This is a genomic window from Streptomyces sp. ATCC 21386 (assembly GCF_018728545.1).
Taxonomy (GTDB): domain Bacteria; phylum Actinomycetota; class Actinomycetes; order Streptomycetales; family Streptomycetaceae; genus Streptomyces.
The window spans coordinates 6,609,051-6,624,718 of sequence record NZ_JAAVVL010000001.1 but is presented as its reverse complement, the minus strand read 5'-3'; the positions used below and the strand labels follow the sequence as shown (position 1 = coordinate 6,624,718).

Annotated in this window: 13 protein-coding genes; 7 read left to right on the top strand and 6 right to left on the bottom strand. The window is 70.5% G+C overall.

Annotated elements, in window-relative coordinates; translation table 11 throughout:
* Nucleotides 1–24: 24 nt before the first annotated feature.
* The 4 genes from GWK25_RS28455 to GWK25_RS28440 form a co-directional block, all read right to left on the bottom strand.
* Nucleotides 25–918 (bottom strand): carbohydrate ABC transporter permease, encoded by an 894-nt coding sequence (locus tag GWK25_RS28455; protein ID WP_215454224.1) that lies wholly within the window; start codon nt 916–918, stop codon nt 25–27.
* Nucleotides 915–1,799, bottom strand: a complete 885-nt coding sequence (locus tag GWK25_RS28450; RefSeq protein WP_215457654.1) for a carbohydrate ABC transporter permease — start codon at nt 1,797–1,799, stop codon at nt 915–917. The genes GWK25_RS28455 and GWK25_RS28450 overlap by 4 nt, the downstream gene beginning before the upstream one ends.
* A 124-nt stretch (nt 1,800–1,923) precedes the next feature.
* A complete protein-coding gene (locus tag GWK25_RS28445; protein ID WP_215454223.1) occupies nt 1,924–3,204 on the bottom strand; it encodes an ABC transporter substrate-binding protein in 1,281 nt (426 codons plus the stop codon).
* A 33-nt stretch (nt 3,205–3,237) separates the two neighbouring features.
* Nucleotides 3,238–4,278 carry a carbohydrate kinase family protein gene (locus GWK25_RS28440; protein ID WP_215454222.1) on the bottom strand — a complete coding sequence of 347 codons (1,041 nt, stop codon included), beginning with the start codon at nt 4,276–4,278 and terminating at the stop codon, nt 3,238–3,240.
* A 150-nt stretch (nt 4,279–4,428) separates the two neighbouring features.
* Between GWK25_RS28440 and GWK25_RS28435 the strand changes: the two genes are divergently transcribed.
* The 4 genes from GWK25_RS28435 (at nt 4,429) to GWK25_RS28420 (ending at nt 10,931) form a co-directional block, all read left to right on the top strand.
* The gene (locus GWK25_RS28435) at nt 4,429–5,178 is read left to right on the top strand and encodes a DeoR/GlpR family DNA-binding transcription regulator (RefSeq protein ID WP_215454221.1); all 750 of its coding nucleotides are present in this window, start codon (nt 4,429–4,431) and stop codon (nt 5,176–5,178) included.
* A gap of 226 nt (nt 5,179–5,404) precedes the next feature.
* Nucleotides 5,405–6,745, top strand: coding sequence for a 6-phospho-beta-glucosidase (locus GWK25_RS28430; protein ID WP_215454220.1), 1,341 nt, complete (start codon nt 5,405–5,407; stop codon nt 6,743–6,745).
* 92 nt (nt 6,746–6,837) lie between these two features.
* Nucleotides 6,838–9,885 carry a glycoside hydrolase family 38 C-terminal domain-containing protein gene (locus tag GWK25_RS28425; protein ID WP_215454219.1) on the top strand — a complete coding sequence of 1,016 codons (3,048 nt, stop codon included), beginning with the start codon at nt 6,838–6,840 and terminating at the stop codon, nt 9,883–9,885.
* A gap of 164 nt (nt 9,886–10,049) precedes the next feature.
* The gene (locus tag GWK25_RS28420) at nt 10,050–10,931 is read left to right on the top strand and encodes a sulfotransferase (protein ID WP_308404341.1); all 882 of its coding nucleotides are present in this window, start codon (nt 10,050–10,052) and stop codon (nt 10,929–10,931) included.
* A 175-nt stretch (nt 10,932–11,106) separates the two neighbouring features.
* Here the strand turns inward: GWK25_RS28420 and GWK25_RS28415 are convergent, their stop codons facing one another.
* Complete coding sequence (locus GWK25_RS28415; RefSeq protein WP_215454218.1) at nt 11,107–12,288, bottom strand: ATP-grasp domain-containing protein; 1,182 nt, start codon at nt 12,286–12,288, stop codon at nt 11,107–11,109.
* Between the two features lie 313 nt (nt 12,289–12,601).
* Here GWK25_RS28415 and GWK25_RS28410 point away from each other — a divergent pair, with 313 nt between their 5' ends.
* The 3 genes from GWK25_RS28410 to GWK25_RS28400 are packed head-to-tail and all read left to right on the top strand — an operon-like array spanning nt 12,602 to nt 15,172.
* On the top strand, nt 12,602–13,540 hold the full coding sequence (locus tag GWK25_RS28410; RefSeq protein WP_251829070.1) for a metallophosphoesterase: 939 nt from the start codon (nt 12,602–12,604) through the stop codon (nt 13,538–13,540).
* Entirely contained in the window at nt 13,485–14,192 is a 708-nt protein-coding gene (locus GWK25_RS28405; RefSeq protein WP_215454216.1) for a 4'-phosphopantetheinyl transferase superfamily protein, read from the top strand. The genes GWK25_RS28410 and GWK25_RS28405 overlap by 56 nt, the downstream gene beginning before the upstream one ends.
* Nucleotides 14,189–15,172, top strand: coding sequence for a polyprenyl synthetase family protein (locus tag GWK25_RS28400; protein WP_215454215.1), 984 nt, complete (start codon nt 14,189–14,191; stop codon nt 15,170–15,172). Before GWK25_RS28405 ends, GWK25_RS28400 begins: the two co-directional genes overlap by 4 nt.
* 165 nt (nt 15,173–15,337) lie before the next feature.
* Here GWK25_RS28400 and GWK25_RS28395 read toward each other — a convergent pair whose 3' ends face one another.
* Complete coding sequence (locus GWK25_RS28395; protein WP_215454213.1) at nt 15,338–15,565, bottom strand: hypothetical protein; 228 nt, start codon at nt 15,563–15,565, stop codon at nt 15,338–15,340.
* Nucleotides 15,566–15,668 lie beyond the last annotated feature (103 nt).

Sequence of the window (15,668 nt, the reverse complement as noted above, 5' to 3'; positions counted from 1 at the left end):
GACCCGCCTGCCCCGTCCCGCGGTTCAACTGCCCTGGACAGCGCCCTCGGTGGCCCCCGCGATGAAGCCCCGCGCGAAGACGGCGAAGACGATCACCAGCGGGAGGGACGCCATCAGCACACCGGCCATGACCATGCTGTAGTCGGTGTTGTGGCCGACGTTGAGCTGGGCCAACTCCACCTGGAGCGTGACGTGTTCGGGGTTGGTGAGCACGATGAGCGGCCAGACGTAGTCGTTCCAGGCACCGACGAAGGCGTAGATGGCGAGGAAGGACATCGCGGGCCTGATCATCGGCAGGGCGACGTTCCAGTACTGCCGGAAGAACCCGGCGCCGTCGATCCGGGCCGCGTCCAGCAGTTCGTCGGGCACCCCGTTCTCGATGTACTGGCGCAGCCAGAAGATGCCGAAGGCGTTGGAGAGGGCGGGCCACACCAGTGCCTTGAGCATGCCGACCCAGCCGATCTCCGACATCAGGATGAACTGCGGCAGGACGGCGAGCTGGAGCGGCAGCATCATGAACACCAGGAGCGTGGCGAAGAGGATCCGGCGCCCGGGGAACTCGAACTTGGCGAAGGCGAAGGCCGCCAGGGAGTCGACGAACAGCACCAGGACCGTGGTGACGGACGCGATGACGATCGTGTTGAGCATGGAACCGAAGAAGTCGACCGTGTCGAGCACACCCCGGATGTTCTCCAGCAGGTGCGAGCCGAAGGTCAGCTTCGGCGGGCTCTTGTAGATGTCCCGGGTGGTGTTGGTCGCCATCACGATCGTCCACACGAACGGGAAGACCGAGATCACGACGGCGAGGATCAGGAAGACGTGCGCGGACAGGCCCTTGGGACGGCGCGGCCGCTTCGCGCCGGGGGCCGGCTTCCTGCCCGTGTCCGTCGCCGGCCGTGGCGTGACGGCTGTCGTCATGACTTCCTCCCTCGTTGCACGATGCGCCAGTTGATGACGACGAGCACGATGATCAGTACGAAGAAGGCCCAGACGATGGCCGCGCCGTAGCCGTAGTCGTTGTCGAGGAAGGCCGATTGGTAGAAGTAGAGCAGTGTGGTCAGGCCCGCCTGGCCCGGTCCGCCGAGGTTCTGGTTGGCGGCGTTGCTGGCGAAGAGCACCTGGGGTTCGCTGAAGCTCTGCAGACCGTTGATGGTCGAGATGACGACGGTGAACAGGATGATCGGCCGCATGATCGGGATGGTGATCTGGAAGAACGTGCGGATCGGTCCGGCGCCGTCCATCCTGGCCGCCTCGTAGACCGACTGCGGGATGGCCTGGAGACCGGCCAGGTAGATGATCATGTTGTAGCCGGTCCACATCCATGTCATCAGCAGCGCGATGACCACCTTGATCAGCCACGGGTTGCTCAGCCACGGCACGGGGGAGATGCCGACCGTGCCGAGGATCGCGTTGACCAGCCCGAAGTCGTTGCTGAACACCGCGCCGAAGAAGATCGCCACGGCGACGATCGACGTCACGTTCGGCACGTAGAGGGCGATGCGGTAGAAGCCCTTGAAGCGGCGCACCGAATGCAGCAGCGTCGCCAGCACCAGCGCGCCGAAGAGCGTGGGCACCGTGGACAGGACCCAGATGATCAGGGTGTTGCGGATGGACAGCCAGAAGACCGGGTCGCTCCACAGGAACTCGAACTGCTGCAGACCCACGAACTCCTTGGTGCCGAGGCCGTCGTATCGCTGGAAGGACAGGTACAGCGAGTAGAAGACGGGGACGAACGAGAAGCCGAGGAAGATCAGATAGAAGGGCGAGATCGCCAGGTACTGCCGCCAGTAGGACAGCACCCCGCGACGGGTGGGCCGCGCGACGCCCGCGGGCGGTGTGCGCCGCGGGCGGAAGCGGGCCGGGCCCGGCCCGCCACGGTGCTCGGGCACCGTGGCGGGACCGGTCACCGGAGGTGACGACACCTCACCTCACCCCCTGTCGCCTGGCGATCTGCTTGGCCTGGGAGACCGCGTCCTTCCAGGCGTCGTCGGGCTTCTTGCCCTTGGCCTCGATGCTGGTCAGCTCGGCCATGAAGGGAGCCATGACCGCGGAGTCGGCGGGCGCCTCGTAGCTGACGGGGATGGCCTCGGCGGCCGGGCCGAAGACCTCGATGATCTTCTGGCCGCCGAAGAAGGCGTCGGGGCCCGTCATCGCCGGCATCGCGTACGTCTCCGGGGAGGCGGGGAAGATGGTGGCGTCGGCGAAGCTCTTGGCGTTGTTCTCCGGGCTGAGGATCCAGCTGATGATCTTGAACGCCTCTTCGGGGTTGCGGCACTGCTTGGGCAGAGTCAGGTAGGAGCCGCCCTGGTTGGCGGGTCCGCCCGGGGTCGCCGTGACTCGCCACTTGCCCTTGGTCCCGGGGGCCGCCGACTCGATGTCCAGCGCGTGCCATGCGGCGCCGACCTCGGTGGTCAGGCTCTTGCCGACGGCCGCGTTCCAGCTCTGGTCGTTGATCTTGGCGTCGAGGCCGAGCGTGTAGGCGCGTATCGCGTGGTCCCACGCGGTGCGGATGTGGTCCTGGTCGCCGATGAAGTGGTTGTCCTGGTCGATGAACCGCTTGGTGCCCTGGCCGACCGCGATGCTGAAGACCGAGCCCATGTTGTTGATGAGGAAGGTGCCGGGCAGCGCCTTCTTCAGCTCGGTGCCGAGCGCGAAGTAGTCGTCCCAGGTCTTGGCCTCGGCGGCGACCTTCGCCGGGTCGCTGGGCAGCCCGGCCTTCTCGAACTGGTCGGCGCGGTAGAAGAGCGCGGTGGGGCCGATGTCGATCGGGAAACCGATCTGCTTGCCGTCCTCGGTCTGGGCGAGCTTGGTCTTCCACTCCAGGTACTGGGAGGAGATCTTCTTGAAGCCCAGGTCGTTCAGGTCGAGGAAGCGGTCGGCGTTGGGCAGGAAGGAGGCGATGTCCTCGCCCTTGATGCCGGTGATGTCCGGCACGGAGGAGCCGCCCGCCGCGAGCGTGGTGGTGAGCTTCTGCTTGAAGTCGCCGCCGATGGAGGAACTGGTCAGCTTGATCCGGCTCTTGAAGTGCGTCTTGGCCTCGGCGACCACCTTGTCGCTGAGGGCGCCGCCCCAGTACCACAGGGTGAGGTTCTTGCCGTTCTTGGTGCCGTCGGACTCCGAGCCGCCGCCACAGGCGACGGTCAGTCCGGAGGCCGCCGCGGTGAACACGGCAGCCTGGAGGAAGCCTCTACGAGAAAGGTCCACGGGTTACTCCTGTTTGTTCCTGTTCGTGGTACTTCAGGGCTTTTGTGCGTGGGGTCGGTGGGGCGGCGCGGGCGGGGTGACCGGGGCGAAGTGCACCGGTGGGCCGACGTCCGCCGGGATGCGGTCCGCGAGGAAGCCGTAGGCCTTCTTCAGGCCGGGGTCGGTCAGTGAGCGCCACCAGCGTGCGACGCCGTACCAGCCGGGCGCGGCGAGGCCTCCGCCGTGGTGGCCGACGGAGAGTCCGGCGGACAGGACGGCGAATCGCAGTCGTTCCGTCAGGGGCCAGCCGGCGAGGGAGGCGGCGACAAAACTCGCGCCGAAGACGTCGCCGGCGCCCGTCGCGTCGAGCACGTCGACGTCCAGGGCCGGGACCTCCGCGTACTCGCCGGTCGTCTGGTCCACCGCGACCGCGCCCTCGCCGCCGCGGGTGACCACGGCCACCGGGACCAGCTCGCTCAGGGTGCCGAGCGCTGCGGCCGCGCTGTCGGTGCGGGTGTAGGCCATCGCCTCGGTCTCGTTGGGGAGGAAGGCGTGGCACAGGGCGAGTTGGTCGAGCAGGGCGCGCGACCACTGCTGGGTGGGGTCCCAGCCGACGTCCGCGTAGATGAGCGTGCCGTTCGCGGCGGCCTTGGCGAGCCACTCGCGCGGCTCGGCCTCGATGTGCACGAGCGCGGTGCGCGACTCGGGCGGGTCGCCCATCAGGACGTCCTGCGAGTACGGCGGTTCCTGGCCGTGGGTGACCAGGGCGCGGTCGTGACCGTGCGCGAGGGAGACGGTGACGGGGGTGTGCCAGCCGTCGGCGGTGCGGGAGAGGGAGAGGTCGACGCCCTCCTGCCCGGCGAGGATCTCGCGGCAGTACGCGCCGTAGTAGTCGTCGCCGAAGACCGTGGCCAGCGAGGTCCGCAGGCCGAAACGGGCGGTGGCCACCGCCAGGTTGGCGATGCCGCCGGGACCGCAGCCCATGCCGTCGGTCCAGATCTCCTCGCCGGGGGTGGGCGGCTTTCCCAGCCCCGTGAGCACGAGGTCGTAGAAGAGCAGCCCGGTCAGCAGCACATCGGGCCGGTCGTCGTCCACGCGTGCACCCTCTCGTCGAGACTTTCGAGGATCACTCTTCAAAAGTCTTCAATTTCGGTGCACAGATCGTGCGCGCCTCCGAGAGGTTTGGCAAGAGTCGAGCAGAAGTGAGCATGGATTTGCTTGGGAATGACGAGTACTGTTCAGCGCGTGCTGGCAGAGAGACGACACCAACTCATCCTGCGGGCCCTGCGATCTGGCGGGCCGGCGGCGGTCACCGACCTGTCCGAACAGCTCGGTGTGAGCCCCGCCACCATCCGGCGCGACCTCGTCCGGCTGGAGGAGGAGGGGCTGCTCACCCGGGTGCACGGCGGCGCGGTCGTGGACGAGGGCGACCAGCCCTTCGCCGAGGTCGCCGAGGTGCGGGTGGCCGAGAAGGACGCGATAGCGGCGAAGGCCGCGTCGATGGTCCACGACGGCCAGTCCGTGCTCCTGGACATCGGGACCACCGCCTACCGCCTGGCCCGGCAGTTGCACGGCCGCCGCCTCACCGTGATCACCAGCAACCTGGTGGTCTACGAGGAGCTGGCCGACGACGAGGGCATCGAACTGGTGCTGCTCGGCGGCATGGTCCGCCGCGAGTACCGTTCCCTCGTCGGTTTCCTCACCGAGGACAACCTCCGTCAACTCCACGCCGACTGGCTCTTCCTCGGTACGAGTGGAGTTCGCCCCGGCGGACAGGTGATGGACACGACCGTCGTCGAGGTCCCCGTCAAACGCGCGATGATCAGGGCGAGCGACAGGGTCGTCCTGCTCGCCGACTCCGCGAAGTTCCCCGGGACGGGCATGGCGAAGGTCTGCGGCCCCAGGGAAATCGACGTCGTCGTCACCAACGGGCCGGTGGAGCAGACCACCCGCGCGTCGTTGGAGGAGGCGGGCGTCGAAGTGGTCACACCATGACCGCCCTGCGGGGCGGGGCGGCTGACACGTGTCGGACGCCTCCCGCACACGGTGACGGCACGGCCCGCACGAACGGTCGGGCACGGCCGGGACGAACGGTCCGGACCGGTCCGGCGAGCGGGGGCGCGTCGTCGGGTACGGGTGGGAGGGGCGTCCCGCGCACGGGGGTCGAGGGGGCAGGCCGGACGGCCCGCACGAACGCACGATCGGCAAAGGTGGTAGTTGCGTGAAGCTGACGATTCTGGGCGGCGGAGGATTCCGGGTGCCCCTCGTGTACGGGGCGCTCCTCGGGGACCGCGCCGAGGGCCGGGTCACCCGTGTCGTCCTGCACGACCTGGACGCCGAGCGGCTCTCCGCCGTCACCCGCGTCCTCGCCGAGCAGGCCGCGGACGTCCCCGACGCCCCCGAGGTGACCGCCACCACCGACCTCGACGAGGCCCTGCGCGGCGCCGACTTCATCTTCTCCGCGATCCGTGTCGGCGGCCTGGAGGGCCGCGCGAACGACGAGCGCGTGGCCCTGGCCGAAGGAGTCCTCGGCCAGGAGACCGTCGGTGCGGGCGGCATCGCCTACGGCCTGCGCACCGTCCCGGTCGCCGTGGACATCGCCCGGCGCGTGGCCCGGCTCGCCCCGGACGCCTGGGTCATCAACTTCACCAACCCGGCGGGCCTGGTCACCGAGGCCATGTCCCGCCACCTCGGCGACCGCGTCATCGGCATCTGCGACTCACCCGTCGGCCTCGGCCGCCGGATCGCCCGCGTCCTCGGGGTGACCAACCCCAAGGAGGCCTGGATCGACTACGTCGGCCTCAACCACCTCGGCTGGGTCCGCGGTCTGCACGTCGCCGGCCGCGACGAGCTGCCCCGCCTCCTCGCCGACCGCGACCTGCTCGGTTCCTTCGAGGAGGGCAAGCTCTTCGGCGTCGACTGGCTCCAGTCCCTCGGCGCGATCCCCAACGAGTACCTGCACTACTACTACTTCAACCGTGAGGCCGTCCGCGCCTACCAGGCCGTCGAGAAGACCCGCGGCGCCTTCCTCAAGGAACAACAGGCCCATTTCTACGAGGAGATGCGCCGCCCCGACGCCCACGCCCTCAAGGCCTGGGACCGCACCCGCGCCGAGCGCGAGGCCACCTACATGTCCGAGAACCGGGAGACGGCCGGCGCCGGCGAACGCGACGCCGACGACCTCTCCGGCGGCTACGAGAAGGTCGCCCTCGCCCTGATGCGGGCCATCGCCCGCGACGAGCGCACCACCCTCATCCTCAACGTCCGCAACAAGGGCAGTCTCACCACCCTCGACACCGAGGCCGTCATCGAGGTGCCCTGCCTGGTCGACGCCAACGGCGCCCACCCCGTCTCCGTCGCCCCCCTGCCCGACCACGCCACCGGTCTGGTCTGCGCGGTCAAGGCGGTCGAGCGCGAGGTCCTGGCGGCGGCCGAGGCGGCTTCCCGCGCGACGGCGGTGAAGGCGTTCGCCCTGCACCCCCTGGTGGACTCGGTCAACGTCGCCCGCCGTCTGGTCGAGGGCTACACGGCCGTGCACCCTGGCCTCGGATACCTGAAGTAGGCTCCCGCCGAGAAAGCGCTTTCCCGACCGTCCGCTGCCGCACCGCCCGCACCTGCTCCGCCCGCTCCCGCACCACCCTCTCTGGAGACCTCATGCATGACGAACGCCGCCGGATCGAGGAACGCGTAGAGCGCGTCCACACCCAACGCATCAAGCCCGCCCTCTACGCGGCCTCCGTCCCCTTCGAGGTCGAGGCCTGGCAGGCGCCGGGCGAACCGGTGCCCTTCGAGGAGGCCGCCGCCGCCTCGTACGCCCCGTTCGCGATGGACACCCCCTGGGGCCCGCCGTGGGGCACCACCTGGTTCCGGATGCGCGGACAGGTCCCCGCCGAGTGGGCGGGCCGCCGCGTCGAGGCCGTCATCGACCTCGGCTTCGTCGGCGACTGGCCCGGCAACCAGGCCGAGGCGCTGGTCCACCTCGCCGACGGCACCCCGCTGAAGGCGGTCAACCCGCTCAACCAGTACGTGCCGATCGGCAACCCCGTACGCGGCGGCGAGAGCATCGACTACCTGGTCGAGGCGGCCTCCAACCCCGACATCCTGGCCGACAACTTCTCGAAGATCACCCCGCTCGGCGACATCCTCACCGCCGGCGACAAGCCGCTCTACACCTTCCGGCGCGCCGACATCGCCGTCCTCGACGAGGAGGTCTTCCACCTCGACCTGGACCTGCAGGTGCTGCGCGAGCTGATGGTCCACCTCGGCGAGCACGAGCCCCGCCGCCACGAGATCCTGCACGCCCTGGACCGGGCCATGGACGCCGTCGACCTCGACGACGTCTCCGGCAGCGCCACGGCAGTCCGGGAGATCCTCGCCCCGGTCCTCGCCAAGCCCGCCCACGCCAGCGCCCACACCATCTCCGGCGTCGGCCACGCCCACATCGACTCGGCCTGGCTGTGGCCGATCCGCGAGACCAAGCGCAAGACCTCCCGCACCTTCTCCAACGTCACCGCGCTGGCCGACGAGTACGAGGACTTCATCTTCGCCTGCTCGCAGGCCGTGCAGTACGAGTGGGTGCGCGACAACTACCCGCAGGTGTGGGAGCGGATCAAGAAGGCCGTCGACAAGGGCCAGTGGGTACCGGTCGGCGGCATGTGGGTCGAGTCCGACGGCAACCTGCCCGGCGGCGAGGCCATCGCCCGCCAACTCGTCCACGGCAAGCGGTTCTTCATCGAGCACTTCGGCATCGAGACCAAGGGCGTCTGGCTCCCGGACTCCTTCGGCTACAACGCCTCCTACCCGCAGCTCGCCAAGCTCGCCGGCAACGAGTGGTTCCTCACCCAGAAGATCTCCTGGAACCAGACCAACAGGTTCCCCCACCACACGTTCTGGTGGGAGGGCATCGACGGCACCCGCATCTTCACCCACTTCCCGCCGGTCGACACCTACAACGCCCGCTTCAGCGGCGAGGAGATGGACCGCGCGGTCCGCAACTACCAGGAGAAGGGCGCCGGTACGCGCTCACTGGCCCCGTTCGGCTGGGGCGACGGCGGTGGCGGCCCCACCCGCGAGATCATGGAACGCGCCCGTCGGCTGGCCGACCTCGAAGGCTCCCCGAAGGTCGTCGTCGAACACCCCGACGAGTTCTTCGCCAAGGCCCGCGCCGAGTACGAGGACGCCCCCGTCTGGAACGGCGAGCTCTACCTGGAGCTGCACCGCGCCACCTACACCTCCCAGGCCCGCACCAAGCAGGGCAACCGCCGCAGCGAGCACAAGCTGCGCGAGGCCGAGCTGTGGGCGACGACGGCCGCGCTCCACGCGCCGGGGTACGCCTACCCGTACGAGAAGCTCGACCGCCTCTGGAAGACGGTTCTCCTCCACCAGTTCCACGACATCCTGCCGGGCTCGTCCATCGCCTGGGTGCACCGCGAGGCGGAGGCGGAGTACGCGCGGGTCGCGAAGGAACTGGAGGAGTTGACGACGGAGGCGGTCGCCGCGCTCGGCGCCGGCGACGCGCGCGTCTTCAACACCAGCCCGCGTGACCGGGCCGAGGTGATCCGCACATCCGCGGGCACGCCGGCGTACGTCACCGTCCCCGCGAACGGCAGCGCACCCCTCACCCCCGCCGAACCCCCGCACCCCGTCACCGTCTCCGGCCGCGTCCTCGACAACGGCCTGGTCCGGGTCGAGATCGCCGAGGACGGCACCCTCGCCTCCGTCCGCGACCTGGTCGCCGACCGAGAGGTCCTCGGCGACAAGGGCAACCTGCTCCGCCTGCACACCGACCTCCCCAACTACTGGGACGCCTGGGACGTCGACAAGCACTACAAGAACCGCTACTCGGACCTGCTGGACCCCGAGTCGATCACAGTGGTCGAGGCGGACCCCCTCCTCGGCGCGATCCGCGTGGAACGGACCTTCGGCAGGGGCTCCCGCCTCACCCAGACGATCACCCTGCGCGCCGGCAGCCCCCGGATCGACTTCGAGACGGACATCGACTGGCACGAGGCCGAGAAGTTCCTCAAGGCCGGCTTCCCGATCGACGTCCGCGCCGCCCACTCCTCCGCCGAGATCCAGTTCGGCCACATCCAGCGCCCCACCCACACCAACACCAGCTGGGAGGCGGCCCGCTTCGAGGTCTCCGGCCACCGCTGGGTGCACGTCGGCGAACCCGGCTACGGCGTCGCGGTCATCAACGACTCGACCTACGGCCACGACGTCTCCCGCACGGTCCGCGAGGACGGCGGTACGACCACCACGGTCCGCCTCAGCCTGGTCCGCGCCCCGCGCATCCCGGACCCCGAGGCCGACCAGGGCAAGCACCGCTTCACGTACTCCCTCCTCCCCGGCGCGAGCATCGAGGACGCGGTCGCCGAGGGCTACGCCCTCAACCTGCCGCTGCGCGTCGCGGACGCGGCGGGCGCACCCGAACCGGTCGTGTCCGTGGACGGCGAGGGCGTCACCGTCGAGGCGGTCAAGCTCGCCGACGACGCCTCGGGCGACGTCGTGGTCCGGATCTACGAGTCGAGCGGCGGCCGGGCCCGGGGCGTCCTGCGCACCGGATTCCCGCTCGCCGGGGCCCAGATCACCGACCTGCTGGAACGCCCCCTGGCCGAGGCGGCCACGGACGGCGACGGCGTCCCGGTGACGCTGCGCCCGTTCGAGGTGCAGACGCTGCGGCTGGCGGTGGGGGAGCGGTGACCCCGCTTCCCATGAAAAATTAAGGGAGCATAAAACACCTGGTCGCGGCGGGTGGACCGCCCGCCGCGACCACCGCGCGTTCCCTTCCCGACACGTGGAATTCGCCCGCTGCCCCTGTGATACGGGGCGACGCGACAGTGCGAAGAAAGTGTTGAGGTGTCATCGTGCGAGATCCGCGCATGTCCGTGATCGGCAAGGGGCTGAGGCGACGCGGCAGACTGATCGCCGAGGCGGTGAGCCCGCCGCGCAAGCCGCTGAACGCCGTCCCCGCGCCCCGGAGCGGCACCGCGCCCGCCGAGGCGCCGTACGTGGCCCCGCGCTCGGTCCGGCTGGTGGACGCCCCGGTGTTCGTCCTCTCCTCGGTGCGTTCCGGCTCGACGCTGTTGCGGGTCATCCTCAACAGCCACAGCCGGATCCGCGCCCCGCACGAGATGCACCTGCGGACCGTCCACGTCCACCTCTCCCGGGACTTCACCGGGGACGCGATGAAGGCGCTCGAACTCGACAAGGCCGAGCTGGAGCACGTCCTGTGGGACCGGATCCTGCACCATGAGCTCACCCGCAGCGGCAAGCAGATCATCGTCGACAAGACCCCGCCCAACACGTTGATCTGGCCGCGGCTGCACCGATGCTGGCCGAACGCCCGCTACCTTCTGCTGCTGCGGCACCCGGAGGCGGTGGTCCAGTCCCTCACGAGCCGGCGCACCGAACCGGACCACGAGGCGATCCGCGCGGAGGTCCTCGCCTACAGCGAGAAGCTGGAGGAGGCCCGACAGAACCTTCCCGTGCACGTCATCCGCTACGAGGACCTGACCGCGGATCCGGAGAGGATCACCCGAGGCGTCTGCGCACACCTGGGTGTGGAGTGGGAACCCGGCATGCTCGACTACGGGACGCAGGACCACGGCACGTTCCGGCCCCAGCTCGGTGACTGGTCCACCACGATCAAGTCCGGCCGCATCCAGCCGGCCCGCCCCGCGGACCCGACGGCGAAACTCCCGCCCCGCCTGGCGGAGTTGGCCGAGGCCTGGGGCTACCCGCTCTGAGTTTCCTCGCCCCCGCCGCCCCTTCGTCCCCCGCGTCAAAGACTCGGGGCTGCGCCCCGGACCCCGTTCGCGCAGTTCCCCGCGCCCCCATCGGGGGCGCGGGGAACTGCGCGAGAAGCCCCACCGGGCCCGCAGACGACCGACGGCCGAGCGGGGTCGAAGGGGCGGCAGCCGCTCAGACGGCGAGCGGCCGGTCGGCGGCCGTGGACTTGCACGCAACCGGCGGCGCAACAGCCACCGGCCGCGCATCCACGGCAAAAGGCACCTCCGCGACCGGTACCCCGGAAACCGGCCCCTCCACAACCTCCACCTCGGCACCCTGATGCGGCAGCGCCACCGGCCGCACCGGCCGCGGCCCCGACACCACCGTGTAGTCCTGCCCCAGCCGAGTCGGCAGCACATCCCCCGTCTCCTCGCCGAGCGCCAACCGCACGGCTGCCCACGGCGCGTTGATCCCGCACAGCGCGAGCTGGTGCAGCCCGCCCGCCGGACGCGTGTTCACGTCCATCAGGACCGGCTCGTCGCCGTACATCCGGAACTGGATGTTCGTCAGGTGGTGCAGCCCGAACCGCTCCGCGATCCGCCGCGCCGGCTCGATCCACGCCGGGTGGAGCGTGAAGCCGCGCCGCCGGCCGTTCTTGGTGCGGCCCACGGCCATCCGTACCCGGCCGTCGGTGCCGGTGAGGCAGTCGACGGACACCTCCGGCTGCTCCAGCCGAGGCATCACCATCCAGTCGACGGGCTCCTCGGCCGCCCGCACCGCCTCCACGACCATGTCGAGCTGGACGTACGGGCTGGGGAAGCCGCTGAGGTGGTCGAGCGAGAAGGGGGCGCGTGTGACGACCCGGAAGCCCACACCACCCGCCCCGGACGCCGGCTTGAAGCACGCCTTGTGCCCGCCGGCCTCCAACTCCTCGACGGCGGCGACGAGTTCGTCGGCGTTCGTCACCCGGTACCACGGCGGCACCGGGATCCCGTGCTCCCGGACCGCCTCGTACGCGGTCACCTTGTCCTCGAACACCTCGATGGCCCTGGCGGTCGGCGCCAGCAGGGCCGTACCGACGGCGGCGAACTCCTCGCGGTGCGCGGCGAGGGCCGCCTGGTGCAGCCGGGGCACGAAGACGTCGATGCCGCGCTTGGCGCACTGGTCCAGCGCGTACTCCACGTACGCGGCGGGGGAGAGGCCCTCGGGCTCCAGGTCGGCGGTGTCGGCGGCGGCCAGGACGGGGGAGTCGGCGTCGCCGTGCGTGGCATGGATGTCCACCGGACGAGCGTGCGGATTATGCCGCAGCTGATCCATGAAGAAGACATTCTCCGCGTACGTGCGGTTGAGCCAGACGCGTACGCGAGAGACCATGCAGGCCGCCTTTCCAAGGTTCGCGGGCAGGGCGAAGCAGGCCGTGCCCGGCCAGGGGGGATGGAGGTACGCCGAACCGCCGTACGCGAAACAGGGGCGTGGCGGTGGTGTAGGACGGATCATACGGCCACTGGGGCCCATGTTTCTGTCACGCGCGTGTTAATCCTCGCGCGGCGGTGTCTTCGGACAGGTCGGCGGGGTCCGCGGGCGGGCCGACGGCTCCCACGGGCGCGTCGGCGGTGTTCCCCGCCCCGGTGGGCCGTGGCTCGCAGGTCGGTCTTGTCCATGGGTGCGCACCTGTGTTCTCGTGTTGATGTTCGGCGTTCGGAGAGGAGTACGGGTGGAGTCGAGGGTCGGCCGTCACGGAAATCTGCTGGCCGTCAGTGATCTGCACATCGGCTATCCCGAGAACCGCGCCCTGGTCGAGCGGATGCGCCCCGAGAGCGACGACGACTGGCTGCTCGTCGCCGGTGACGTCTCCGAGACCGTCGCCGACATCCGCTGGGCGCTCGCGACCCTCGCCGGCCGCTTCGCCAAGGTCGTCTGGGTGCCGGGCAACCACGAACTGTGGACCCACCCCAGCGAGACCGTCCCCTACAGGGGCGTCGAACGGTACGACCATCTCGTCGCCCTCTGCCGGGAACTGGGAGTCGTCACCCCCGAGGACCCGTACCCCCTGTGGGAGGGACCGGGCGGCCCGGTGGTGATCGCGCCGCTCTTCCTCCTGTACGACTACTCGTTCCTGCCCGAGGGCTGCGCCACCAAGGCCGAGGGTCTGGAGTACGCGCACGGCACCGGAGTGGTCTGCGCCGACGAGCACGTGCTGTACCCCGACCCTTACCCGAGCCGCGACGACTGGTGCCGCGCCCGCGTCGCCGAGACCGAACGCAGGCTCGCCGAACTCCCGCCCGACCTGCCGAAGGTGCTGGTCAACCACTACCCCCTGGACCGGCACCCGACGGACGTCCTGTGGTACCCCGAGTTCGCCATGTGGTGCGGCACCGAGCTGACCGCCGACTGGCACCGGCGGTTCAACGTCGAGGTGATGGTCTACGGCCATCTGCACATCCCGCGGACCACCTGGCTGGACGGGGTCCGCTTCGAAGAGGTGTCCGTGGGATACCCCCGCGAGTGGCGACCGCGTCCGGAACCCCCGGGCAGGCTGCGCCGCATTCTGCCGTTGGAGGTCGGAGCCGGTGATCGAGGAACTGCTCCCGGGAGCGGTCGTGGTCGTGGAGGCGCACGCCCATGAGGAGGCCGCCGCGATCGAGGGGGTCGAGCTGTACCCCGAGGAGGAGGCGGTCGTCGCCCGGGCGGTACCGAAGCGACGCCGTGAGTTCACCCTCGTCCGGGCCTGCGCCCGGCGGGCCATGGCGAAGCTCGGGGTCGCCCCGCGGGCGATCGTGCCCGGTGAGCGCGGTGCCCCCGGCTGGCCGGACGGCCTGACCGGCAGTATGACCCACTGCGCGGGGTACGCCGCCGCCGCCCTGGTCCGCGCCGTCGACCTCGCCTCCCTCGGCATCGACGCCGAACCCCACGACGCCCTGCCCGAGGGCGTCCTGACGGCGATCGCCCTACCCGCGGAGGAGACGCGGCTGCGCCGGCTGACCGCCGACGACCCCTCGGTCCACTGGGACCGGCTGCTCTTCAGCGCCAAGGAGTCCGTCTACAAGGCGTGGTTCCCGCTCACCCGGCGATGGCTGGACTTCTCGGAGGCCGACATCGAGCTGACCGTCGGCCCCGACGGCCGCTCCGGCCGCTTCCGAGCCGAACTCCTCGTACCGGGGCCGGTGGTGGCCGGCCGGCGGCTCGACTCCCTCGACGGTCGCTGGACCGTCCGGCGGGGGCTGGTGGCGACCGCGGTCTCGGTTCCCTTTCCCTCCGAGGCCGAGGACGCCGGATGACCACCCTCACCTATGTGGAGCTGCACAGACAGGTCGCGGCGGAGATCGACGCGGAGATCGCCACCGCCCTGGAGAGCCTCGGACCGTCGGCCGGGGCGGTCCGACGATCCATATCCGGGCTGCTCGACCACCAGCAGATGAAATACCCCCTGTCCGTGCTCCCCCTGCTCGTGCACGCCTGTGAGACAGGCGCCCCGGGACCGGCCGTCCCCCTCTCGGCCGTGCACGTCCTGTGGTGGACCTCCGCCTGCTACCTCGACGACCTGGCCGACGGGCACGGCGCGCACACCCCCGCCGGACTCGGCACGGACGAGGCGCTGCTGGCGTCCGTCCTCAGCGGACAGGCCCTGCCCATCAGGGTCGTTCAGGCCCAGCCGGTTCCGGACGCGGTGCGGGGCGCCCTCACCCGGGAGATCGTCGACTGCTGGATCGACGCCGTGGAGGGCCAGCTGCGCGACCTGCGCGGCGACCTGGCGAACGCCTCGTGCGACGCGGTCGTGACCGCCTGTCGAGGGAAGTCCGGCGCCCCCTTCGGGATGATCACGGCGATGGCCGCGATCCTCTCCGGCGCCGGGAGCGAACGCACCGAACTGTGGCGGGAGTTCGGTGAGGACTTCGGAATTCTCTGGCAGCTCTTCAACGACCAGGAGGACCTGCTCTCCGGCCGCGACGAGGACCTGCGGAACGGCACGGTCACCTATCTCCTCGCCTGCGCCCTGGAGGAGGCGCCCCCGGGTGGCCGGGACCGGGTCGCGGAACTCGCGCGCGCCGCGCGCGACTCCGCACCGGCCCGCGCCCGGTTGCGCGCCCTGCTGCTCGGCCCCGCCGTGCTCCGACGGTTCGAGAAGGACCTCGCCGCGTTCCGCGACGACACGCACCGCGTCCTCGACGAACTGGGCGGTGACGAGACCTACGTGCGGGCCTTGCGCCAACTGGTCGACCAGGCCGCCGGGATGTACCTGACCATGGGTCTGTCCTAGGGCCTGCGGCGGAAGTGGCGTCTTCCGGCCGACGCCTGGCCCGGCCTTCGGGCGAACGGCGCCGCTTCGGGACACAGGCCCTGGACGGGGCCCGGCGAAGGTCCGCCGGAGGTCACCCGGCGGACCGTCGGAGCCCGTGCTCCCGCGCGCGGAGCCCGCGCTCACTCACACCTGCGGGCACCAGCTCCGCAGCAGTTCGAAGAAATCCTCTTCGTTGCCCGAGAGACCCGCCGCCGCCAGCGCCTGCTCCGCCTCGGCGAGCGCGGCGGGCGGCACCACGGGTGGTCGGCGGGAGTCCGGCGGCCCGTCGAACGCTGCTCGTACGGTCCCCAGCAGCCGAAGATAGGCCTGTACGGCGGCGCGCTCGCGATCGGTCAGTACGGCGGTCGGCATCGAACGGCTCTCCCCTGGTCGGATCGGCGAAAATCCGTGCCCGCCCCGGCACAGGGGCGGCACACTCCCAGCTTGCCGTCCACCACTGACAATCCCGCTCTCC